The organism is Sphaerisporangium aureirubrum (genome assembly GCF_042658925.1).
Taxonomy (GTDB): Bacteria; Actinomycetota; Actinomycetes; order Streptosporangiales; family Streptosporangiaceae; genus Sphaerisporangium; species Sphaerisporangium aureirubrum.
Genome location: NZ_JBHSRF010000033.1, coordinates 21,071 through 43,685 on the forward strand (window position 1 = coordinate 21,071; position 22,615 = coordinate 43,685).

Genomic DNA, 22,615 nt, shown 5'->3' on the forward strand with positions numbered 1-22,615 from the left:
GTCGGTGTGGGCTGCGAGGATGAGGCGCATGGCAGGGCTGATGCTTCTCGACACGCCGTCGTTGTACTTCCGGGCCTACTACGGCATCCCCGAGTCGATGCGCGCTCCGGACGGCATGCCGGTCAACGCCGTCCGCGGCCTGATCGACATGATCGGCACCCTGGTCCGGGCCCACTCCCCCGGCGAGCTGGTGGCGTGCATGGACGCCGACTGGCGCCCCGCCTTCCGGGTGGAGGCGATCCCGAGCTACAAGCTGCACCGGGTGGCGCAAGGCGACGAGGAACAGGTCCCCGACACCCTGGCCCCCCAGGTCCCGGTGATCGAGCAGGTCCTGGACGCCCTGGGCGTGGCCCGCATCGGCGTGCCCGGGTACGAGGCCGACGACGTCATCGGCACCTGCGCGGCCCGCGCCACCGGCGCGGTGGACATCGTCACCGGCGACCGGGACCTGTTCCAGCTGGTGGACGACGTGAAACCGTGCCGCGTCCTTTACACGATAAAGGGGATTCGTAATCTCCAGGTGATCGACGAGGCGGCGGTCGCCGCCAAGTACGGCATCCCCGGCCGCGCCTACGCCGACTTCGCCACCCTGCGCGGCGACCCCAGCGACGGCCTCCCCGGCGTCCCCGGGGTGGGCGACAAGACGGCCGCCGCCCTGATCACCCGCTTCGGCTCCCTGACCGCCCTCCTGCGGGCCCTCGACGACGGCGTGACGGACGGCTTCCCGGCCGGAAGCCGCGCCCGCCTCACCGCCGCCCGCGACTACCTGTCCGTGGCGCCCGCCGTCGTCAAGGTCGCCCACGACGCCCCGCTCCCCGACGTCGACCTCACCGTCCCGGTCAAACCCCGCGACCCGGCCGCCCTGGTGGCCCTCGCCGACCGCTACGGCCTGGACGGGCCGCTGAACCGCCTGCTGGCCACGCTGTCCGCGTAGCCGGCACCGGTCGTGAGCTCCTAGCGGCGGACCCGGAAGGCCAGGTGCATCACCCGGTCGCCCTGGATCACCGTGTGCGGGTCCTCCAGCAGGTGCTGGCCGTCGACCGACCCGAAGTACCTCTTGCCCGAGCCGAAGACCACGGGCACCACATCCATCGCCACCTCGTCCACCAGGCCGAGGGCGAGTGCCTGCCCGCCGACGTCGCCCGCCGCCACGGCGACGGTGCGGTCCCCCGCGAGCTCCTTGGCCTTGGCGACCGCCTGTGCCACGTCGGCGACGAAGTGGTACGACGCCTCGGGGTGCCACCCGTCGGGCTTGGGACGGTGCGACACCACGACCACGTGGTCGCCCGCCGGGGGCGAGCCCTCCCAGCCGTTGGTCATGTCGAACAGGTGGCGCCCGATCACCATGGAGCCGATGGCCGCCCATATCGGCCGGACGTACTCGGCCGAGACCCGCGAGACCTTCATCGAGGCGCCGTCGACGAGCTCGGTTTCGCCGTTTCCGTACCAGTCGAACAGCGGGCCGACCTGATCGTCCGCGTCGGCGATGAACCCGTCCACCGACACCACGTTGTGCATCACCACGGTGCTCATGACAACTCCTCGTCGAGTCTTCCGCCTGCTCCTTCGCCGGGTGGCTGAGGCCGGCGGAAAGAACAAGACTGATGATTTCCCGTCCATGCTCCTAGATTCCTCGGCACGGCGAGCGCGAGGAGGGCGAGATGGCGGAGCTCTGGGAGATGGGCGCCAGGGAGCTGGCGGGGATGGTCGGGGAGCGGCGGGTGTCGTGCCGGGAGGTCGTGGAGGCGCATCTGGGGCGGATCGAGGAGGTCGGGGGGCAGGTCAACGCGGTCACGGTGGTGCTCGGGGACGCGGCGCTGGGGGCGGCGGACGAGACCGACCGGGCGCTGCGGCGGGGGGAGGCGGCGGGGGCGCTGGCGGGGGTGCCGATGACGGTGAAGGAGAACATCGACGTGGCGGGGTCGGCGACGACGTTCGGGATCGAGGCGCTGCGGGACGCGGTGGCCGTCCGGGACGCGCCGCACATCGCGCAGCTGCGGGCCGCCGGGGCGATCCCGATCGGGCGGGGGAACATGCCGGAGTTCGGGATGCGCTGGCACACCGACAACGCGCTCCGGGGCGCCACCCGCAACCCGTGGTCGGCGGGGCACACGCCGGGCGGGTCCAGCGGCGGCGACGCGGTGGCCGTCGCGACGGGGATGGCGGCGCTCGGCATGGGGAACGACGGGGCGGGGTCGCTGCGGTGGCCGGCCCGGTGCTGCGGGGTCGCGGCGCTGAAGCCCTCACTCGGCCGGGTGGCCCAGGCGGGGCCCGGCTCGCGGCGGCCGATGCCGTTCGCGTTCCAGCTGCTCGGCGTGCACGGCGTGATCGCGCGACGGGTGGAGGACCTGCGGCTGGCGTTCGCCCACATGTGCGGCGGGCCCGGGGACGCCGACCCCTGGTACGCGCCGGTGCCTCTGCGGGGGCCCGGCCCGGCCGCTCCCCTACGGGTAGCCGTGATCGGGTCCGGCCCGGGGGACGGGGATGAGTCGGGCGCGGTGCGGCGGGCGGCCGGGCTGCTCGCCGGGGCCGGATATCTCGTGGAGGAGCGCACGCCGCCCGCGCTGGTCCGGGCGGCCGAGCTGCACACCCAGATCATGTCCGCCTACGGGCGGGTGCACGAGGAGCAGCCGCCGGTCGAGACGGTCGCGTCCGAGGGGTTCGTCCGTTTCTGGGCGGCCTTCGAGGAGACCTGGAACCGTGCGGCGGGCGAGCGCGCCTTCGACCCGATGATGGAACGCGCCGCCCTGGTCGCCGCCTGGGCCGAGTGGATGACCCACACGCCTCTGCTGCTCGCCCCCGTCTGCGCCCTCCCGCCGTTCCGGGTCGGCACCGACCTGGACCCCGGGTGGCTCTCCGGCTGGCCCGCCGCCCTGCGCGCAACGGTGGCCGTGAACCTCCTCGGCCTCCCCGCCGTCACCGTCCCCACCGGCACGTCCGGAGGCCTCCCCCAGGCCGTCCAGATCATCGCCCCCCGCTTCCGCGAGGACCTCTGCCTGGACGCCGCCTCCGCCGTCGAGACCGGCACCCCGTCCCTCACTCCCCTGACCCCGCTCCTCGCCTCCCGCGACCACGCCGGTGACGGCCGGCCGCCGGGGACGCGGTAAGGAGGGTGGGGGTCAGCCGACGGAGGAGTAGGCGACCACGCCGCGGCGGAGGGAGTCCACGGCCTTGGTGGCGTTGTGGCGGACCTTGGAGCCCTGGGGAGATGCCTTGGCGAGCTGGTCCAGGAGGTCCAGGAGTTGCTTGGTCCAGCGGACGAAGTCGCCGGCGGCCAGGTCGTTCTCGGTGAGGACGGCGTCGAGGTTGTGGCCCCGGGCCCAGCGGTAGGTGGCCCAGGCGAAGCCCAGGTCGGGTTCGCGGACGAACGAGAGGGCGTGGTCGCGCTCGATGTTCTCCAGGTCGGCGAAGATGCGGACCATGGCGGCCAGGGCGTCCTTGGTGCGGCCGACGGGGATCTTGGGCTGGCGGGCGTCGTCGGCCTGGCGGGACTCGTAGACCAGGGACGAGACGCACGCCGCCAGCTCGGCGGGGTCGAGGTCGTCCAGGACGCCGCCGCGCAGGCACTCGGCGGTGAGCAGGTCGAGCTCGGTGTACAGCTGGGCGAGGCGGCGGCCCTGCGGGGTGACGGTCTCGCCGTCGAGGTAGCCGAGCTCGTCCAGCACGCCGCAGACCCGGTCGAAGGTGCGGGCGATGACGTGGGAGCGGCTCTCCATGCGGCGGCGCAGGCCCTCGGTCTCGCGCAGCAGCTTGTAGTACCGCTCGGCCCAGCGGGCGTGGTCCTCGCGCTCGTCGCAGCCGTGGCACGGGTGGGCGCGCAGCTCGCGGCGGAGCTCGGCGATCTGCCACTCGGGGCTGCCGGGGGTGGCGCCGGGGGTGTTCTCGGCGTCGTGGTCGCGGACCCGCGCGGGGCGGCCGAGGTCCCGGTCGCCGATCTTGGCGTGCAGGGTGGCCACGAGGTTGGCGCGGTCCTTGGGGGCGCGGGGGTTGAACCCCTTGGGGATGCGCAGGCGCTCCAGCGGCTCCACCGGCACCGGGAAGTCGGCCGCCGACAGCCGCTTGACCTGCTTGCCGATGGTCAGCACCAGCGGCGAGGGCCCCTCGGTGCGCATGGTGAGCCCCGGGTCCAGGATCACCGCCAGCCCGGCCCGCCGCCCGCCGGGCACGCGGATCACGTCGCCGGGCCGCAGCGCCTCCAGCGACCGCATCGCCTGGGCGCGCCGCGCCGTGCCGCGCTGCCGCGACAGCTCGGACTCGCGGTCGGAAAGCTCCCTGCGCAGCCGGGCGTACTCCTGGAAGTCGCCGAGGTGGCAGGTCATCGCCTCGGCGTACCCGTCCAGCGCCTCCTCGGCCCGCCTCACCTGCTTGGCGATGCCGACCACCGCCCGGTCGGCCTGGAACTGGGCGAACGACGCCTCCAGCAGCGTGCGGGCCCGTTCCCGCCCCACCTGGCCGACGAGGTTGACCGCCATGTTGTACGACGGCCGGAAGCTGGAGCGCAGCGGGTAGGTGCGGGTGCTGGCCAGGCCGGCGACCGCGACGGGGTCGGTGCCCGGCTGCCAGAGCACCACCGCGTGCCCCTCGACGTCGATGCCGCGCCGCCCGGCCCGCCCGGTGAGCTGGGTGTACTCCCCCGGGGTCAGGTCGGCGTGGGTCTCGCCGTTCCACTTGTCGAGCTTCTCGATCACCACCGACCGGGCGGGCATGTTGATGCCGAGCGCCAGGGTCTCGGTGGCGAACACGGCCTTGACCAGGCCGCGGGTGAACAGCTCCTCGACGACCTCCTTGAACGCGGGCAGCATGCCGGCGTGGTGGGCCGCGAGGCCCCGCTCCAGGCAGTCGCGCCACTCGAGGTAGCCGAGCACCGCGAGGTCCTCGTCGGGCAGGTGGGCGGTGCGCTCGTCGACGATCTGGCGGATCTCGTGGCGCTCGCTGTCGGTGGTGAGCCGGATCCCGGCGTGCAGGCACTGCATGACGGCGGCGTCGCACCCGGCGCGGGAGAAGATGAAGGTGATCGCGGGCAGCAGCCCCTCGGCGTCCAGCCGCTCGATCGTGTCCGAACGGCCCGTGACCGACGCGGACCGGCGGGGCCGGGAGTAGCCGCGCCGCCCGCGGGCCTGCGCCAGGCGCTGCTCGTCGCGGGAGATGCGCATCAGGCCGGGGTTGATCCGCGGCCGGTTGTCCTCGTCCACGAACAGGTCGTACAGCTGGTCGCCGACGATCATGTGCTGCCACAGCGGGACCGGCCGGTGCTCGTCGACGATGACCGTGGTGTCGCCGCGTACCTCGCCCAGCCACTCGCCGAACTCCTCGGCGTTGCTGACCGTGGCGGACAGGGCGACCACGCGCACCGACTCGGGCAGGTGGATGATCACCTCTTCCCAGACGGCGCCGCGGAACCGGTCGGCGAGGTAGTGGACCTCGTCCATGACCACGTGGCTGAGCCCGGCGAGGGTCGAGGACCCCGCGTAGAGCATGTTGCGCAGCACCTCGGTGGTCATGACGACGATGGGCGCCTCGCCGTTGACGCTGTTGTCCCCGGTGAGCAGCCCGACCTTGGCGGCGCCGTAGCGGCGCACCAGGTCGTTGTACTTCTGGTTGGACAACGCCTTGATCGGGGTGGTGTAGAAGCACTTGCTGCCCTGCTCAAGGGCCAGGTGGACGGCGAACTCGCCGACGACCGTCTTGCCCGAGCCGGTGGGGGCCGCCACCAGCACGCCGTCACCCGCTTCGAGCGCCTGGCAGGCGTCGGTCTGGAACTCGTCCAGGTCGAAGTCGTACAGCTTGCGGAAGGACGTGAGCGCTGGCCCGCTGCCGGCGTGCTTCTCCCGGAAGGCGGCGTAGCGTTCCGCAGGCGTCGTCATGCGCTTCAGCCTACCGACAACAGCATTCGAGTCCGTTCGGCCCGCGACGATCAGGACCCGCCCGGGGCCAGCACACGCAGCGCTCCCGGGTGGACGGCGCAGGTCAGCGGCAGCGGCCCGAGGCGCTCGCCGTCGGCGTACGCGACCACGCCGGGCGCCTCCAGGGTGACCTCCTTGCCGCGCAGCGTGACGATCGCCGGGTGGCCGAGGTGGCTGCCGCGGTACACCCGGGGGAAGAGCCGCAGGAACGCGGACGTCGGCATGTCCCCGACCATCATCACGTCCAGCAGCCCGTCGTCGGGCTCGGCGTGCGGGCAGACCCGCATCCCGGCGCCGTAGGAGCGGGTGTTGGCGACGGCCACCAGCATGGCGTCCCGCTCGATCACCTCGCCGTCGACGGTGAGGCGGAACGGCACGGGGGAGAACGAGCGCAGCTCCTGCACCATGGCGAGGAGGTACTTGGCCGTCCCGGAGGGGCGGGTCATCTGGTTGGCCCGCTCGTTGACCCTGGAGTCGAAGCCGCAGGCCATCACCCCGGCGAACCACTCCTCCCCGCCGACCCTGACGGCGTCCACGACGCGGGTCGCGCCGGCGACGACGATGCCGGCGGCGGCCAGCGGGTCCTTCTTCGGGATGCCGAGGGCGTCGGCGATGTCGTTGCCGGTGCCGGCCGGGATGATGCCGAGCGGCACGTCGGTGCCCGCCACGGCCTGCAGGGCGAGGTGGACCAGGCCGTCGCCGCCGAACGCGACCAGCGCCTCGGGGCCCTCGGCCACGGCCAGGCACGCGCGTGCCAGCGCGTCCTCGGCGGTGGTGCCCATGATCACCGACACCGGCAGCTCGCCCTCACGCAGGCGGCGCACCACCGGGTCGAGCATGCGCAGGGTGCGGCCACCGTTCGCCGCGGGATTCACCAGAACGACCAGCTCACCTGCCACAGCCGGAACATATCCAGCCAAGCCCGGCAAATCCAGGGTTACGGCGGGGTCAGTCGGTGCCGGCGGTGGTCGTGCCGTCCAGTTCTTCGTCCAGCGCGCGCTGCCGCTCGGCCTCCAGGCGGTCCGCCTTGCGGTCGTGGGCGAACATGATGGCCTCGGCGATCAGGAACATGCCGACCATGGGCAACGCCAGGGCGAGCATGGTCACGGGGTCCTGGCTGGGCGTGGCCACCGCGGCGAACACGAACATCAGGAAGATCACCAGACGCTGGTGTTTCTTCACCAGGCTGAACCGCAGCACCCCGATGAGGTTGAGGAAGACCAGCAGCAGCGGCAGCTCGAACGACAACCCGAAGATCACGAGCATCGCCATCAGGAAGCCGACGTACTGGTCCATGCTGATCAGCGGGATGACGTTGCCGGGCGCGAAGCCGAGCAGCAGCGACAGGCCCTTGTCCATCGTGAGGTACGCCAGGGCCGCGCCCGCGACGAACAGCGGCACCGCCAGCGCGACGAAGCTCAGGGAGTAACGCCGCTCGTTGCGGTAGAGGCCCGGGGTCACGAAGGCCCACAGCTGGTACAGCCAGATCGGCGCCGAGACCACCGCGCCGAACATCAGGGCCACCTGGAGGTTCACCATGAACCCCTCGAAGACACCCTGGACGACCAGGGTGCACTCCCCCGGCTTCAGCTTGCGGGCCTCGGGCAGCCGGCAGTAGGGGCCGGTCATGAAGGTCCACAGGCGGTCGAAGAACGTGAACCCCACCACGGTGCCGAGGACGAGGCCGAGGACGGCCTTGGCCAGCCGGTTGCGCAGCTCGCGCAGGTGCTCCATCAGGGGCATGCGCCCGTCGACGTCGGGAGCAGCGGCCTGGCCGTCATCGGCCGGGCGTGACCGTTTCAGCAGTGCCATGTTGGCGTCCTGATCTCGCGAGCGGTCGGGGTGGGGGGAGGATCAGGCCGTGCCCTGGTCCTTGGGCGCCTGGGCCGGGGCGGTGGCGCGCAGGCGGGCGTTCTCCTCCTCGAGCGTGCGCAGGCGGTCCTCGACGGAGGGGCCGGCGGGCGGCAGGGAGGGCTGCTGGACGGTGACCGGGGCGGGCGCCGGAGCGGGCGCGGCGGCGTCCTCGTCGTTCAGCTTGGTCGTCTCCTTCTTGAACAGCCGGAGCGACTGGCCGAGCGCCTTGGCGGTGTCGGGCAGCTTCTTGGCGCCGAACAGGAGGATGAGGACCAGCAGAATGAGGATCCATTCCATGGGACCAAGACTGGGCATGACACTTCCTTATGCCGGGCGATCTGCGTCTCAGCACGATCGTACGCTGCCGTGACGACTTCCTTCACCCCTCCTGGCTTCTGGAACCGCCGCCGGCCGCGCGCAGACGTGCCCGTGCAGGCTCAAGACGCGAGGTGGCCCGCTCGATTTCATCCGTGAGCCGCCGGGCCGACACCAGCAGCCGTGCGGTCAGCACCACCAGCGGCACCACCCCGGCGACACCGAGCGCCACCGCGCCGTAGATCCACGTCATGACCCGGCACTGTACCGAACGGAGCCCTCGCGGTCAGCCGACGGACTCGTAGTGGGAGAGGGCGGCCTTGGCCTGCTCGCGGACCCGGGCGGCCAGGGACGCCGGGGAGACGACCCGGCCGCCGTCGCCCAGGCGCAGCGCCAGCCGTACCAGCCAGCCCTGGTCGCGGGCGCGCAGGGTGACGCGCAGGCGGCCCTCGCCGAGCTCGGCGATCTCTTCACAGGGGTAGTACTCGGCGACCCAGCGGCCCACGGCGGTCAGCTCGAGCTCCACCAGCTCGTCGGTGGGCGAGGGACGGAAGACGCCGTCGGTGACGTCGATCGGCTCGGCCTCCGCCGGGGGGTCGGCCGCGACCTCCAGCATCGTGACGCCGATCATGCGGTCCAGCCGGAACAACCGCATGCCGTCGGCGCGGTAGCACCAGCCCTCGAGGTAGGAGCGGCCGTCCACCATCACCAGGCGGGTGGGGTCGACCTCGCGCGGGGTGATCTCGTCGCGCCCCGGCACGTAGTAGCGCAGGGACACGCGGCGGCCCTTGCGCAGGGCGTCGGTGACGGTGGCGATGCCGTCCGGCGCGGCGTCCAGCTCGAACGCGACCTGGCTGCTCACCGCCGCCGCGCCCTCCCCCGCCGCCCGCTCCAGCTTGGCGATGACCCGGGCAAGTGCGTCGCCCTCGGCGAACTCGGGGCGCTCGGCGAGCATGCGCAGCGCCACCAGCAGGGCGCTTGCCTCGTCGACGCCGAGGCGCAGCGGCCGGGCGATCGTCTCGGCGTTGTCGATGAGGATCTCGCCGCCGTCCCAGGAGACGTCGATGAGGTCGCCGGGGGTGTGGCCGGGCAGCCCGCACATCCACACCAGCTGGAGATCGTCCACCAGCTGCTTCTCGGTCAGGCCGAACAGCTTGGCCACCTCGGGGACCTGGGCCCCCGGGTGCGACATCAGATAGGGCACCAGCGCCAGCAGGCGCGGCAGCCGGTCGGCGGTGCTCATGCCCGCGTCCCCCCTCGCCGTCGGGCGGTCACGCCATGGCTCCCTTCAGGCGGCGGATCACGGCGTCGCGCGCGTCCGGGGGGTCGAGGACCTCGGCGTCGGCGGCGAAGCCGACCACCGAGCCCGCCAGCCACTCGGGGTCGGAGAAGACCAGCGAGACCAGGTCCCAGCCGTCCTTCCCCGGGGCGACGTCGCCCGCCTGGCGCAGCCACTGGCAGGTGCCCTCGCGGACCCGCAGGGTGGCGACCCGCTCGGGCAGGAGGCTGTCGCGGTAGCCGACCATGGAGCGGATGTCCACGCCGTCCGGCACGATCACCGCGCCGGGGCGGCCCGCCGGGGCGACCGGGCCGCAGATGCGGCTCAGCCGGAACACCCTCGGGGCGTCGCGCTCGTGGTCGTGGCCGACGACGTACCACCGGCCGCGGCGGCTGACCACGCCCCACGGCTCCACAGTGCGGGTCAGCACGACCTCGCTGCCCGCGGTGCGGTAGTCGAACCGGACGGCCCGCCGGTCGCGCACCGCCTCCCACAGGGCCGGGAAGGCGGGGTCACGGGTGTCGACCCGCAACTCCAGCGGGCCCGCGGCGTCCTCGTCGGTCTGCACGCCGCCCGCCCGCAGCTTCAGCAGCGCCCCGCTCGCGGCCTCGGCCAGGGTGGCGCGCTGCCACACCTGGGCGGCCAGGCCGAGCACGGCGGCCTCGTCCGCCTCCAGGGTGATCTCCGGCAGCTCGTACGACTGGCGCACGATGCGGTAGCCGGGCTCGTCCTCCCAGGGGTCGCGGTGCACCTCGATCGGGATGCCGATCTCGCGCAGCTCGGTCTTGTCGCGCTCGAACATGCGCTGGAAGGCCTCGTCGTTGCCGGAGTCGTAGCCCGGGACGGCGTGGCGGATCTGCTCGGCGCTGAGCGGGCGCCGGGTGGCGAGCAGACAGATGACGAGGTTCAGCAGCCGCTCGGTCTTCCGGCGGGACATCGGGCCTCCTTTCCCGGGGAAAACGCTACCCTTTCCGGCGTGATCAGATGGCGCAAGGGCGAGGTGGTCGCGGTCCGGCGCGAGTGGCCGGGCGCGATGGAACTTGACGTGGCACTGCCCGAGGGTGACTGCCGGGCGCTGGCCTACCCCCCTCTGGTGGGCCGCCCGGAGCCCGGCGACACGGTGCTGCTGAACACGACCGCGCTCGCGATGGGCCTTGGTACGGGAGGGTACGCCATGGTCGTGGCGATTCCCGACCGTTTGCCGGAAGATCCATCCGGCCCCGGGCACCTGGTCAAGGCGCGGTACACCCCGCTGCAGGCGACCGTGCTCGGTGCGGACGAGCAGGGTTCGCCGTATCACGAGGTCCTGCGGGACGCCGATTCCCTGGACGGCATGCCGGTGGTGGTGGCCGACCTGCACTCCGCGCTGCCCGCCGTGCTGTGCGGCTTGTTCGAGGCCAGGCCCGGGGTGCGGGTGGCGTACGTGATGTCCGACGGCGGCGCGCTGCCCGCGTGGTTCTCCATGGCCGCCGCCCGGCTACGGGAGATCGGCTGGCTGTGCGGCGTCGTGAGCACCGGCCAGGCGTTCGGCGGCGACGTCGAGGCCGTGACCCTGCACACGGGCCTCCTGGCCGCCCGGCACGTCCTGGACGCCGAGGTCGCCGTCGTCGCCCAGGGCCCGGGAAACCTAGGGACCGGCACCCGATGGGGCTTCTCCGGCGTCTCCGCCGGTGAGGCCATCAACGCGACCGCCGCCCTCAACGGCCGCCCCGTCGCGTCCCTAAGGGTCAGCGAAGGCGACACCCGAGACCGCCACCTCGGCGTCTCCCACCACTCCCTGACCGCCTACGGCCGTGTAGCCCTGGCCCGAGCCCAAGTGATCGTCCCCGACCTGCCCGGCCCCTTCGGCGAACGCGTCACCACCGCGGCCGCTCCTCTGGCCACCCGCCACGAGTTGATACGCGTCCCCATCACCGGCCTGCACAAGGCCCTGGAGAAGTCCCCCGTCCGCCTCTCCACCATGGGCCGAGGCCTGACAGAGGACCCCGCGTCCTTCCTCGCCGCCGCAGCGGCAGGCCGCCACGTCGCATCCCTGCTCACCTGACCGAATCACCGACCGGCCAACCACCGCCACACACAGCTTGCCCACCGGACGGCGGCGCCTCGTCGGGGTTCGCTCACCGGTGCCGAGTCGGCGGGACGTGGTACGGCGAGCCGATTATCGGGCTGTGCCGTACTTCCGTCGGCGTCCAGCTGCCGCTGCCGGCTGTGACTTCGATCGGCGCCGCGACGGCGGGACGTGGCACGGCGAACCCGGCGCCGCCGTACTGCGCCCGGCCCGGCGTGTCTTCTGGCTGGCCGGTTCCATGTAGGTGTTTGGTGTGACTGGTCGTGAATGGACGGAAAACCCCTACACGGTTGGGGTGATCTTGGCCCACCCCTTGTCGTTCACCAGCTTGGCCACCACCGCCCGCCCAAACCCGCGCCCCCTCCGCCCGCGCACACGCCGCAACCCGTGACGAGCGCGTTTCCGGCCCCGAGGCGGCGGGACGCGTGCCGCCCGCCCAAACCCGCACTACTCCGCCCGCGCACACGCGGCACCCGTGACGAGCGCTCCGCGGCGCCGAGGCGGCGGGACGCGTGCCGCTCGCCCAACCCCGCGCTCCTCCGCCCGCACACATGCGGCCCCGTGACGAGCGCTCCGCGGCGCCGAGGCGGCGGGACGCGTGCCGCTCGCCCAACCCCGCGCTCCTCCGCCCGCGCACATGCGGCCCCGTGACGAGCGCTCTGCGGCGCCGAGGCGGCGGGACGTGGTACGGCGAAGCCGATGAGGGCTGCGACGTACTCCCGTCGGCGTCCAGATGTCCACCGCTGCCGGCTGTGTCTTCGATTCCGGCGCCGCTACGAAGCCCCCCGCCGCCTCGTCGGGTTTCGTCTGATCGGCGCCGAGACGGCGGGAAGTGGTACGGCGAACACGGCGCCGCCGTACGGCGGGACACCCGACCCACCGGAACGCATCGCGGCGGAGAACCGTGAGCCCGGCAGGCTCGGGGGTGCGGGGGTGTCCCCCGCTCGAACACAGCCCTTGCGGCATCCGCGCGGAGCGCGTCCTTCGTAAGGACCATTCCCTGGCGCCGCACACACCGCGGGTTGTCCGCCGTTGTACGGCGCCGAATTCGCCGTACCACGTCCCACCGTACCGGCGCCGCTAAAAGAGCAGCCTGGACCGGTCGGGGGGGCGGCGGGCAGGGCGGGGGCCGTGCGGGGCTGGTACAGGGCAGGGGCGGCGAGCAGGGCGGGGGCGGTACGGAATGGCGGCAGGCGCGACGTGGGGCCGGTCGGATGGGGGGCGGGCCGGCCGAACGGCGGGGTGGGGCTGGGGTTAGTAGACGCCGAGGATGTCGATTACGAAGACGAGGGTGTCGGTGCCCTTGATTTTGTCGCCGGAGCCGTTTTTGCCGTAGCCGAGGGCCGGGGGGATGGTGACGAGGATGCGGCTGCCTACGGGGGCGCCTACCAGGGTCTGGTCCCAGCCCTTGATGACCTTGCCGGTGCCGATGGGGAACATCACCGGCTCGCCGCGTTCCCAGGAGCTGTCGAACTGGACGTCGCTGCCCCAGATCTTGCCGGTGTACTGGACGAGGATGGTCTGGCCGGCCTTCACGACGGGGCCGGTGCCCTTGATGACCGTTTTGTTGATCAGGTCCTTGGGGGCGGGGAGGCTGGTCTTGGTGGTGAGGGTGGGGGCCTTGTCGCCGCCGGGGTTCTCCAGTTTCACGCCGGTCACCTTGGGGTCGGCGGCCTCGCCCTGGGCGGCCTTGGCGGTGGAGACGCTCATGACGTCGACGACGAAGACGCTGGCGGCGGAGGTGTCGGCGCCCTGGGACTGGGCCTGCTGGGCCTGCTGGGGCGTGAGGCTGTCCTTGGCGACGACCACGAGGAAGCGGCCGCCGGGCTTGGCGTCCTGGAACGCCTTGTGGATGACCGAGGGGAGCTTCTGGTCGACCTTGATCAGCTGCGGGGCGCCGTCGTCGTAGGTCGAGCCGGACGTGGCGTTCTTCTTGCCGTCCCAGTTGTACGCCGTGAGGTTGGTGATCACCAGGTCGCCGTCCTTGACCTGGTCGCCATCGCCCTCTTTGATCGCCTCGGAGGAGGACGTGACGGGCGGCTTGCCGGTGGGGAACGTCACCTGCGGTTTCTTGCCGAAGTCACCGGCCACCTTGACGCCGGACACCGGGGTGGTCGGCTTGGCCGCTGTGCCGCCACCGGAGCCGCATGCGGCGGCGAAAAGCAACGGCACTGCGGCGAGAACGGCCAGACGGCGCATGGGTATCCCTCGGGAAGACGTCACGTTCGCGTAACACTACCCGAATGCCATGACCGCCAAGACCATCGGCGCGGGTGAGCTTGCCGAAGCCTGACCCCGCCTTGCCCTCACCACACCGCCCTATCGCCAAAGGCCGCGCGGCGAGCACGAAACCGCAGGTCAGAGCCCCAAGTCGACCCTGGGCGCCCGGTGGTGGAAAGCTGAAAGTTTCACCATCGGGCGCCAGGACGGATCACATGCCGGCGATCAGCTTGTCCACCCTTTCGTCCACGCTGCGGAAGGGGTCCTTGCAGAGCACGGTGCGCTGCGCCTGGTCGTTCAGCTTCAGGTGGACCCAGTCGACGGTGAAGTCGCGCCGCTTCTCCTGCGCCTTGCGGATGAACTCGCCGCGCAGCCGGGCCCTGGTGGTCTGCGGCGGCACGGACTTGGCCTCGAAGATCTTCAGGTCGGACGCCACCCGCTCCACGGCGCCGCGCCGCTGCAGCAGGTAGAACAGCCCCCGCTTGCGGTGGACGTCGTGGTAGGCGAGGTCGAGCTGGGCCACCCGGGGCGAGGACAGCGGCAGGTCGTACTTGTCGCGGTAGCGCTCGATCAGCTGGTACTTGGTGACCCAGTCGATCTCCCGCGCGACGAGGTCGAGGTCGCCGGTCTCCACCGCGCGCAGCGTGCGCTCCCACAGCTCCAGCACCCGGCGGGTGATGGCGTCGCCGCCGCGCCGGTCGACGAAGTCGCGGGCCTTGGAGAGGTATTCCTGCTGGATCTCCAGCGAGGACGCCTCGCGGCCGTTGGCCAGGCGGACCCGCCGGCGGCCGGTCATGTCGTGCGAGACCTCGCGGATCGCCCGGATGGGATTCTCCAGGCTGAGGTCGCGCATCACCGTGCCGGCCTCGACCATGCGCAGCACGAGGTCGGTGGCGCCGACCTTGAGCAGCATGGTGGACTCGCTCATGTTGGAGTCGCCGACGATGACGTGCAGGCGGCGGAACCGCTCGGCGTCGGCGTGCGGCTCGTCGCGGGTGTTGATGATCGGCCGGGACCGGGTGGTGGCGCTGGAGACGCCCTCCCAGATGTGCTCGGCGCGCTGGGAAACGCAGTAGACCGCGCCGCGCGGCGTCTGAAGGACCTTGCCGGCCCCGCAGATGATCTGCCGCGTCACCAGGAACGGGATGAGGACGTCGGCGAGCCGCCCGAACTCCCCGTGCCGGCCCACCAGATAGTTCTCGTGACAGCCGTAGGAGTTGCCTGCCGAGTCGGTGTTGTTCTTGAAGAGGTAGATGTCTCCGGCTATGCCTTCCTCACGCAGCCGCTTCTCGGCGTCCACGAGGAGACCCTCCAGGATGCGCTCACCCGCCTTGTCGTGGGTGACGAGCTCCACGACGTTGTCACACTCGGGGGTGGCGTACTCAGGATGGCTGCCCACGTCGAGATACAGCCGGGCGCCGTTGCGGAGAAAGACGTTGCTCGATCGGCCCCAGGACACGACTCTGCGGAACAGGTACCGCGCCACCTCGTCGGGTGACAGCCTTCGCTGACCCCGGAACGTGCAGGTGACGCCGTACTCGTTCTCCAAGCCGAATATGCGACGATCCATCACATCACACTATGCCCCCGCGACGCCGGACGGGAGAGATCTTCCCCGGGTTTACGGCTGGTCACTCTCCGGAGCCGGTGTCGATGTCCCCGTCGGGCGGCGCGGTCGCCGGCCCGTCGCCGGGCCGCTCGCCGTCGGACAGGGCGGTCCCGCCGGGCTCCTCGTCGTCCGCGGCGGACGGGGCGCCGCCCAGCAGGCGCTCCAGGCGCGGGCCGGCCAGCCGCTGGAACTTGCGGTGCTCGCGGGTGCGGTCCAGCACGGCGACCTCCAGCTGCGACACCGGCGGGCGCTCGCCGCCGGCCTCGGTGAGCGCGGCGAGCGCGGCGTCCAGGGCCTCCTGCAGCGGCATGCCGGCGCGGAACCGGTCCTTCAGCCGCCCGGCGACCGTGTCGGCCACGCCGCCCATCACCACGAAGCCGTGCTCGTCGGTGACCGAGCCGTCGAAGGTCAGGCGGTAGATCTGGTCGTCGGCGTCGGACTCGCCCACCTCGGCGACCACGAGCTCGACCTCGTACGGCTTGCGGGACTCGGTGAACACCATGCCGAGGGACTGGGCGTAGAGGTTGGCCAGGCCGCGGGCGGTGACGTCGCTGCGGTCGTAGGTGTAGCCGTTGATGTCGGCGTAGCGGATGCCGCCCAGCCGCAGCGCCTCGAACTCGTTGTACTTGCCGACCGCGGCGAAGCCGATGCGGTCGTAGATCTCACTGATCTTGTGCAGGGCCCGCGACGCGTTGGGGGCGACGAACAGAATGCCGTTCTCGTACTGCAGCACCACGACGCTGCGGCCGCGCGCGATGCCCTTCCGCGCGAAATCGGCCTTGTCCCGCATCTCCTGCTCTGGGGACACATATCCAAAGGGCATGGACACCGGTGGTGATCCTCTCGTGGCCGTGGGTTGTGATTAGCGCAGCGGGGCGGTGGGGCCGTCCGGGTCGCCCATCCGGGCGTCGAGCACCTGACGCACGTAGCCCTCGACCTCGGTGTCGGGCAGGCGGCGGAACCCCTCGTCGTCGATCGTGGCGACGACCGGCCAGATCTTGCGGGTGACGTCGGGCCCGCCGGTGGCCGAATCGTCGTCGGCGGCGTCGTACAGCGACTGGACGCAGGCCAGCACGACGTCCTCGGCGGAGGCGTCGTCGCGGTAGAGCTTCTTCAGGGCGCCGCGGGCGAAGATCGAACCCGAGCCGATGGACGCGAACCGCTTCTGCTCGTAGGGCCCGCCGCCGACGTCGTAGGAGAAGATGCGCCCGGCGCCGCCCTCGGGGTCGTAGGCGACGAACAGCGGAACCACGACGATGCCCTGCATCGCCAGCGGGAGGTTGCCGCGGATCATGGTGGCCAGGCGGTTGGCCTTGCCCTCCACCGAGAGGGTGCGGCCCTCGCGCTTCTCGTAGTGCTCCAGCTCCACGCAGTAGAGCCGGGCCATCTCGATGCCGGTGCTGGCGGTGCCCGCGATGCCCATGCAGGAGAACTCGTCGGTCCGGAAGACCTTGTCCATGTCCTTCTGGGAGATGTAGTTGCCCGCGGTGGCCCGCCGGTCGCCCGCCATGACGACCCCGCCGCGGTATGTCGCCGCGACGATCGTGGTCGCGTGCGGGATCAGGTCTCCGATCGAACCCGCCCCCTCGAACCTGGCCGGCAGCAGGCCAGGAGCGTAGGACTGGACGAACTCGGTGAACGACGTCGATCCAGTGTCCAGGAACAACATGTGGTCCGACCGGTCCCGCTGTGCTGACACGCGGCTCCCTCCCAAACGCCTCTTCGGACTCCTACGCCCCGACCCTACTCGTGGTGCTGTGGTGTCTGCACTTCCCACGATCAGCTCAGCGCGAACCACTTTCGCCCATCCCGTCTCATGTCTCCCAGAAAGCATCTTTACGGCGGAGACGGGGCGTGCAATTGTCGAGTTGTCGTGACATGAACACAGGTATGCCCTCCAACGTCCCCCCAAGGAGGTCGTCCATGAAGCCGGCGCGAACCCTCGTCCTACTCACCGCGACCGCTCTGTCACTCGCCGCCTGCGGCTCCGGAGGATCCTCCGCCCCCGGCGAGACCACCTTGACCATCACCGCCAACGCCATCTCCGGCGGCAAGAACTCCGCGACCGCCGACTGGACGAAGAACTGGCTGATCCCGGAGTTCGAGAAGGCCCAGAAGGCCAAGGGCAAGATCGTCCACGTGCTCTTCCAGCCCAACGGCGTGGACGACGAGCAGTACAAGACCAAGATCGCCCTGGACCTGAAGTCGGGGGCCGGGGCCGACGTCATCGACCTGGACGGCATCTGGGTCGGCGAGTTCGCCCAGGCGGGGTACGTCAAACCTTTGGCGGAGACCGCGGGCGCGCAGGTCGACCAGTGGGAGGGCTGGAGCCAGATCCCCGAGGCCGTGCAGGGGCTCGGCATCTTCGAGGGCAAGAAGTACGGCCTGCCGCAGGGCACCGACGGCCGGGTGCTCTACTACAACAAGACCCTGTTCACCAAGGCCGGCCTGCCCGCCGACTGGCAGCCCACGAGCTGGCAGGACATCCTGGACGCGGGCGCGGCGCTGAAGAAGGCCGGGGTGCCGACGCCGCTGCAGATCAACGCGGGCACCGCGATGGGCGAGGCCACCACCATGCAGGGCGTGCTGCCGCTGCTGGCGGGCACCGGCCTCGGCGTGTACGACGGCGGCAAGTGGACCGGCGCGGCGCAGGGCCTGAAGGACGTGCTCGGGTTCTACCGCCAGATCTACGGTGGCGGGCTCGGCGACCCCAGGCTCCAGCAGGAGGCCCAGGGCCGCGACAAGTCGTTCGAGCAGTTCGCCGAGGGCAAGATCGGCGTCCTGGCCGAGGGCGACTACTTCTGGCGCTCGGTGATCGAGCCCAAGGCCGGGGTGGCGCCCATGGAGAGGCGCGACGCCGAGGTGGGGTACGCCCTCATCCCGGCCAAGCAGCCCGGCGCGGGCGTACGCGGCCAGGACTTCGTCAGCATGTCCGGCGGCGCGGTCCGCGTGCTCAACCCCCGCTCGCCCAACGCGGCGCTGGCGTGGGAGCTGCTGGCGTTCATGCACTCGGCGCAGGCGACCGAGCAGGGCCTGGCCGGCGAGGCCAGGATCACCTCGCGCACCGACGTCAACGACAAGGTGCTGAGCAGCGACCCGATGCTGGGGTTCGTGGCGCAGAAGGTGCTGCCGATCACCGCCTACCGGCCGGGGCTCGCCGTGTACCCGCAGGTGTCGGTCGCGCTGCAGGAGGCCACCGCGGACATCGTCTCCGGCAAGTCCGTCGACGAGGCCGCCGCCGCGTACCAGAAGAAGCTGGAAGGCCTGGTGGGCGGCGCCGCCAACATCGCCCAATGACGGCCGCGACCCACCGTGACACCGACGCGGCGGGCCTCGGCCGGCCGAGGGCGGTCGGGTTCGTCCTGCCCGCCCTCGTGCTGATCGGCGTCTTCCTGATCTTCCCGGCGCTGTGGACCATCTATCTCGGCCTCACCGACTTCCGGCTCACCGGCCTCGCCGCCGCCGACCCCAAGGTGGTGGGGCTGGAGAACTACACCACCGCCCTCGGCGACGAGCGGTTCCACACCTCGCTGTGGCTCACCGTGCAGTTCGTCCTCGGCTCGGCGATCATCGGGCAGGCGTGCCTGGGGTTCGCCATCGCGTGGGCGCTGCGGGACCGGACGGGGCCGGTCAGGCGCGTCGTGGAGGGCCTGGTGCTGCTGGCGTGGATCATGCCCTCGTCGGTTGTGGCGTTCCTGTGGATCGCCCTGCTCGACCGGGACGCGGGCACGCTGAACGCGCTGCTGCACACCCCGGGGTTCGCCTGGCTGCTCGACCACCCGATGTTGTCGATCATCGTGTTCAACGTCTGGCGCGGCACCGCGTTCTCGATGATGCTGTACGGCGCGGCGCTGGAGAACGTGCCGCCGTCCCACCTGGAGACCGCCCGCCTGGCCGGGGCCTCCACGTTCCAGCAGCTGCGCGACGTGGTGTTCCCCAGGATCCGCGGGCACGTGCTGACCAACCTGCTGCTGATCAGCCTGTGGACGTTCAACGACTTCACGAGCTTCCAGATCACCGCGGGCGGGCCGGAGGGACGGTCGGAGATCCTGCCCGTCTACATCTACAACGTGGCGCTCACCGGCGGGCGGCTCGGCTTCGGGGCGGCGGTGTCGTTCCTGGTGCTGCTGATCAACCTGGTGCTGGCGCTGGCCTACCTGCGGCTGCTGCGGGAGCGAAGGACGGTGACGCCGTGACCGTGGTGGACCGCCCGGCCGCCCCCGCCGCCGACAGGGCGCGGCACGCCGCGGCGGCCCTCGGGCGGGCCACGTTCCTCGCCCTGGTCGCCGGGTTCTTCGCGCTGCCGCTGCTGTGGCTGGCCGCCGCGCCGTTCGACGCCCACCCCACCATCACCACGTCGGTGCCGGAGTTCACCCTCGGCAACTTCCGCGCGCTGCTCGACAACCCCTACGTGCTCAGCTCGCTCGGCAACTCGGTGCTCCAGGCGGCAGCCAGCGCGGCCCTGGTGGTGGTGCTGGCGGCGCTGGCGGCCTACGCGCTGTCGCGGGTGCGGGTGCCGGGGCGGGACGCGCTGCTGTACGTGCTGCTCCTGCTGTCCTCGGTGGTCACCGGGACGGCGGCGATGGTGCCGATCTTCGAGCTGGCGACCCGGCTCAACCTGATCGACACCCACCTCGGCGTGGTGCTCACCCTGTCCGGCGGGCTGCTGCCCGCGGCGATCTTCATCCTCAAGGACTTCATGGACGGCACCCCCACCTCGTACGAGGAGTCGGCCCGGGTGTTCGGCGCGTCCCCCCTGCAGATCCTGCGGCACATCGTGGTGCCGATCATCCGGCCGGGCCTCGCCACCATCGGCGTGTGGTCGGTCGCCAGTGTGTGGGGCAGCTTCCTGACGCCGTTCATCCTGCTGCGCGACCCGGCCAAGGCGCCCGGCGCGGTGATCCTCTACACGCTGTACACCGAGGGCGGCCAGCCCCGCCTGGACCTCATCTCCACCTTCTCGCTGCTCTACTCCCTCCCGGTGGTCCTCATGTACATCTTCGTCAGCCGCAGGTACGGCTTCCGCTTCCACGGGGGGATCAAGCGGTGATCTCCCTGCACGGCCTCACCAAGGAGTTCCCCGGCGGGGTCCGGGCGGTCGACGCGCTGGACCTGGAGATCGCCGACGGCGAGTTCTTCGCGCTGCTCGGGCCCTCTGGATGCGGCAAGACGACATTGCTGCGCACCGTCGCGGGCCTGGAGACGGCGACGTCCGGGCGGATCGTCATCGGGTCGGCGGACGTGACCGCGCTGCCGCCCGGCCGCAGGGACGTGGCCATGGTGTTCCAGGACTACGCCCTGTTCCCGCACATGGACGTCACCGCCAACATCGCCTACCCGCTGCGCGTCAAGAAGGTGGGGCGGGCCGAGCGGGAGGCCAAGGCCGCCGAGACGGCCGCCCGGCTCGGGCTGGCGGAGCTGCTGGCCCGCCGCCCCGGGCAGCTGTCCGGGGGCCAGCAGCAGCGGGTCGCGCTCGCCCGGGCCATCGCCTGCCACCCGGCGGCGTTCCTGTTCGACGAGCCGCTGTCCAACCTGGACGCCCGGATGCGGCTGGAGGCGCGGACGTTCCTCAAGCGGCTGCAACGGGAGCTGGCCGTCACCACGGTGTTCGTCACCCACGACCAGGGCGAGGCGCTGGCCATGGCCGACCGGATCGCGGTCATGTCGGCCGGGCGGATCAGGCAGGTCGGCACGCCCTCGGAGGTGTTCCAGCGCCCCGCCGACACCTTCGTGGCGTCCTTCATCGGCTCCACCCCGATGAATCTGCTGCCCGGCGTGGTCAAGGACGGCACGGTGCGGGTCGCCGGGGCGGTGCTGCCCGCTCCCCCGTCCCTGGCCGACGGCGAGGAGGTCGTGTACGGGCTGCGGCCGGAGTACATGGACCTGTCGGCGACCGCCCGCGAGGACGGCTTCGCGGGGCGGGTCTCGGTGGTGGAGAACCTGGGCACGTCCTTCCTGGTGACCGTGGAGGACGACGACCACCTGGTCCAGGCCGTGGTCCCCGAGGACGCCGAGCCCTCCCCCGGCGACGCGGCCTGGGCGGTGCCCCGCCACGCGCGTGCGCTGTTCTACCGCGACGGCCGCCTGGTGGGCGGATGACCCCGGTGCGCCTGCGCGGGCGGTGGACCATCGAGGACCGGCTGGCGCGGCAGGTGCACGAGGTGGCGGTGGAGCCGCCCGCGGGGACCCGGGCGCTGACCGTGGAGCTGTCCTACGACCGGGCGGCCGGGGTGCTGGACCTCGGGTGCGCCGGGCCGGGCGGGTTCCGCGGGTGGTCGGGCGGGGCCCGCGCCGCGTACACGATCGCGCCGGGGTGGGCGACGCCCGGGTACCTGCCCGGGGAGATCGAGCCCGGCGTGTGGCGAGTGCTCACCGGGCTGTACCGGGTGCCGCTGGAGGGGCTGGCGTACGAGATCACCGTGACGCCGCACGCCGCTCCCCCGCCGCCGCCCGCGCCGGTGGACCCGCCGCCCCCCGGGCCGCGTCCCGAGCCGGCCGCCGCGCGCCGGGGGCTGCCGGGGCTGGACGGCATGCGGTGGCGGGCCGGGGAGCTGCACGCGCACACCGTGCACTCCGACGGCGCGCTCACCGTGCCGGGGCTGGCGGCGCTCGCCCGGGACCAGGGCCTGGACTTCCTCGCCGTCACCGATCACAACACCGTCAGCCACCACGCCGAGCTGCCCGGCGTGTCGGCGGCCACCGGCGTCACCCTGATCCCCGGGCAGGAGGTGACCACCGACCTCGGGCACGCCAACGCGTTCGGCGCCGTCGGGTGGGTCGACTTCCGCGAGCCCGCCGACGCGTGGGTGCGGGACGTGGCCGCCCGGGGCGGCGTGCTGTCGGTCAACCATCCCCTCGGCGCCGACTGCGCGTGGCGGCACCCGCTGGCCGAGCGGCCCGGCGTCGCCGAGGTCTGGCACTCGGGCTGGTGGGACCGCACCTGGGGGGCGCCGCTGTCCTGGGCGCAGGCCTGGCGGGACGACCTGGTGGTGGTCGGCGGCGGCGACTACCACGGCCCGGACGGCGGGCACCCGCCCGGCGCCCCGGCGACCTGGGTGCTGTCGGCCGCTCCCGGGGGATCCGGCGACCCCGGCGGGGAGGGCGTGCTGGACGGCGTCCGGGCCGGGCGCACCGCCGTGTCGGCCGGGCCCGGGGGGCCGCTGCTGCTGCGGCACGGCGACGAGTTCCTGGCGGTGGACGCCGACGGGCTGATCCTGTGGGGTCCCGACCGCCGCCAGGTGATCCGCGGCGACCGCGTCGCCGTGCCCGCCGCACCGGGTCACCACCGCCTGGAGACCACCCGCAACGAGGTCATGGCCCTGTGCACCTGACCGTCCGTCCCCGTGCCGTCGACTGGAGGCAACCGC

At 72.2% G+C, this 22,615-nt stretch carries 20 protein-coding genes; 8 read left to right on the top strand and 12 right to left on the bottom strand.

Annotation, left to right across the window (positions count from 1 at the left end):
* Positions 1-28: 28 nt before the first annotated feature.
* A complete protein-coding gene (locus tag ACFP1K_RS21630; RefSeq protein WP_380756125.1) occupies positions 29-934 on the top strand; it encodes a 5'-3' exonuclease in 906 nt (301 codons plus the stop codon).
* A 20-nt stretch (positions 935-954) separates the two neighbouring features.
* Here the strand turns inward: ACFP1K_RS21630 and ACFP1K_RS21635 are convergent, their stop codons facing one another.
* On the bottom strand, positions 955-1,533 hold the full coding sequence (locus tag ACFP1K_RS21635) for a dihydrofolate reductase family protein (RefSeq protein ID WP_380756127.1): 579 nt from the start codon (positions 1,531-1,533) through the stop codon (positions 955-957).
* A 128-nt stretch (positions 1,534-1,661) separates the two neighbouring features.
* Between ACFP1K_RS21635 and ACFP1K_RS21640 the strand changes: the two genes are divergently transcribed.
* Positions 1,662-3,107: an amidase gene (locus ACFP1K_RS21640; protein ID WP_380756129.1), complete on the top strand. Its 1,446-nt coding sequence runs from the start codon at positions 1,662-1,664 to the stop codon at positions 3,105-3,107.
* A gap of 12 nt (positions 3,108-3,119) precedes the next feature.
* On the opposite strand, the gene ACFP1K_RS21645 is transcribed toward ACFP1K_RS21640, so the two are convergent.
* The 7 genes from ACFP1K_RS21645 to ACFP1K_RS21675 all read right to left on the bottom strand — a co-directional run bounded on the left by ACFP1K_RS21645 (position 3,120) and on the right by ACFP1K_RS21675 (position 10,288).
* On the bottom strand, positions 3,120-5,864 hold the full coding sequence (locus ACFP1K_RS21645) for a DEAD/DEAH box helicase (RefSeq protein ID WP_380756131.1): 2,745 nt from the start codon (positions 5,862-5,864) through the stop codon (positions 3,120-3,122).
* 50 nt (positions 5,865-5,914) lie between these two features.
* On the bottom strand, positions 5,915-6,802 hold the full coding sequence (locus ACFP1K_RS21650; RefSeq protein WP_380756134.1) for a diacylglycerol kinase: 888 nt from the start codon (positions 6,800-6,802) through the stop codon (positions 5,915-5,917).
* A gap of 49 nt (positions 6,803-6,851) precedes the next feature.
* Positions 6,852-7,715 (bottom strand): twin-arginine translocase subunit TatC, encoded by an 864-nt coding sequence (gene tatC, locus ACFP1K_RS21655; protein WP_380756137.1) that lies wholly within the window; start codon positions 7,713-7,715, stop codon positions 6,852-6,854.
* 42 nt (positions 7,716-7,757) lie between these two features.
* The gene (tatA, locus tag ACFP1K_RS21660; RefSeq protein ID WP_380756139.1) at positions 7,758-8,072 is read right to left on the bottom strand and encodes a Sec-independent protein translocase subunit TatA; all 315 of its coding nucleotides are present in this window, start codon (positions 8,070-8,072) and stop codon (positions 7,758-7,760) included.
* Between the two features lie 64 nt (positions 8,073-8,136).
* The gene (locus ACFP1K_RS21665; RefSeq protein ID WP_380756141.1) at positions 8,137-8,325 is read right to left on the bottom strand and encodes a hypothetical protein; all 189 of its coding nucleotides are present in this window, start codon (positions 8,323-8,325) and stop codon (positions 8,137-8,139) included.
* Between the two features lie 33 nt (positions 8,326-8,358).
* Positions 8,359-9,315, bottom strand: a complete 957-nt coding sequence (locus ACFP1K_RS21670) for a helix-turn-helix transcriptional regulator (RefSeq protein ID WP_380756143.1) — start codon at positions 9,313-9,315, stop codon at positions 8,359-8,361.
* A gap of 28 nt (positions 9,316-9,343) precedes the next feature.
* Positions 9,344-10,288, bottom strand: coding sequence for a helix-turn-helix transcriptional regulator (locus ACFP1K_RS21675; protein WP_380756145.1), 945 nt, complete (start codon positions 10,286-10,288; stop codon positions 9,344-9,346).
* A 39-nt stretch (positions 10,289-10,327) separates the two neighbouring features.
* Between ACFP1K_RS21675 and ACFP1K_RS21680 the strand changes: the two genes are divergently transcribed.
* Positions 10,328-11,395 (top strand): DUF3866 family protein, encoded by a 1,068-nt coding sequence (locus ACFP1K_RS21680; RefSeq protein WP_380756147.1) that lies wholly within the window; start codon positions 10,328-10,330, stop codon positions 11,393-11,395.
* A gap of 1,278 nt (positions 11,396-12,673) precedes the next feature.
* Here the strand turns inward: ACFP1K_RS21680 and ACFP1K_RS21685 are convergent.
* From ACFP1K_RS21685 to prcB, 4 genes are all read right to left on the bottom strand, one after another.
* Positions 12,674-13,618, bottom strand: a complete 945-nt coding sequence (locus tag ACFP1K_RS21685) for an FKBP-type peptidyl-prolyl cis-trans isomerase (RefSeq protein ID WP_380756149.1) — start codon at positions 13,616-13,618, stop codon at positions 12,674-12,676.
* A 232-nt stretch (positions 13,619-13,850) separates the two neighbouring features.
* Positions 13,851-15,209, bottom strand: coding sequence for a Pup--protein ligase (gene pafA / locus ACFP1K_RS21690; RefSeq protein WP_380756151.1), 1,359 nt, complete (start codon positions 15,207-15,209; stop codon positions 13,851-13,853).
* A 61-nt stretch (positions 15,210-15,270) separates the two neighbouring features.
* Positions 15,271-16,071, bottom strand: coding sequence for a proteasome subunit alpha (prcA, locus tag ACFP1K_RS21695; protein WP_380756245.1), 801 nt, complete (start codon positions 16,069-16,071; stop codon positions 15,271-15,273).
* Positions 16,072-16,110: 39 nt separating this feature from the next.
* A complete protein-coding gene (gene prcB, locus ACFP1K_RS21700; protein ID WP_380756247.1) occupies positions 16,111-16,917 on the bottom strand; it encodes a proteasome subunit beta in 807 nt (268 codons plus the stop codon).
* Between the two features lie 254 nt (positions 16,918-17,171).
* Between prcB and ACFP1K_RS21705 the strand changes: the two genes are divergently transcribed.
* From ACFP1K_RS21705 to ACFP1K_RS21725, 5 genes are read left to right on the top strand one after another with little or no spacing between them, the layout of a single operon-like run.
* Complete coding sequence (locus tag ACFP1K_RS21705; RefSeq protein WP_380756153.1) at positions 17,172-18,545, top strand: extracellular solute-binding protein; 1,374 nt, start codon at positions 17,172-17,174, stop codon at positions 18,543-18,545.
* Positions 18,542-19,444, top strand: coding sequence for a carbohydrate ABC transporter permease (locus tag ACFP1K_RS21710; protein WP_380756155.1), 903 nt, complete (start codon positions 18,542-18,544; stop codon positions 19,442-19,444). The genes ACFP1K_RS21705 and ACFP1K_RS21710 overlap by 4 nt, the downstream gene beginning before the upstream one ends.
* A complete protein-coding gene (locus tag ACFP1K_RS21715; RefSeq protein ID WP_380756157.1) occupies positions 19,441-20,298 on the top strand; it encodes a carbohydrate ABC transporter permease in 858 nt (285 codons plus the stop codon). The genes ACFP1K_RS21710 and ACFP1K_RS21715 overlap by 4 nt, the downstream gene beginning before the upstream one ends.
* Positions 20,295-21,347, top strand: a complete 1,053-nt coding sequence (locus tag ACFP1K_RS21720) for an ABC transporter ATP-binding protein (protein WP_380756159.1) — start codon at positions 20,295-20,297, stop codon at positions 21,345-21,347. Before ACFP1K_RS21715 ends, ACFP1K_RS21720 begins: the two co-directional genes overlap by 4 nt.
* Complete coding sequence (locus ACFP1K_RS21725) at positions 21,344-22,579, top strand: CehA/McbA family metallohydrolase (protein WP_380756163.1); 1,236 nt, start codon at positions 21,344-21,346, stop codon at positions 22,577-22,579. The genes ACFP1K_RS21720 and ACFP1K_RS21725 overlap by 4 nt, the downstream gene beginning before the upstream one ends.
* The last annotated feature ends 36 nt before the right edge of the window (positions 22,580-22,615 follow it).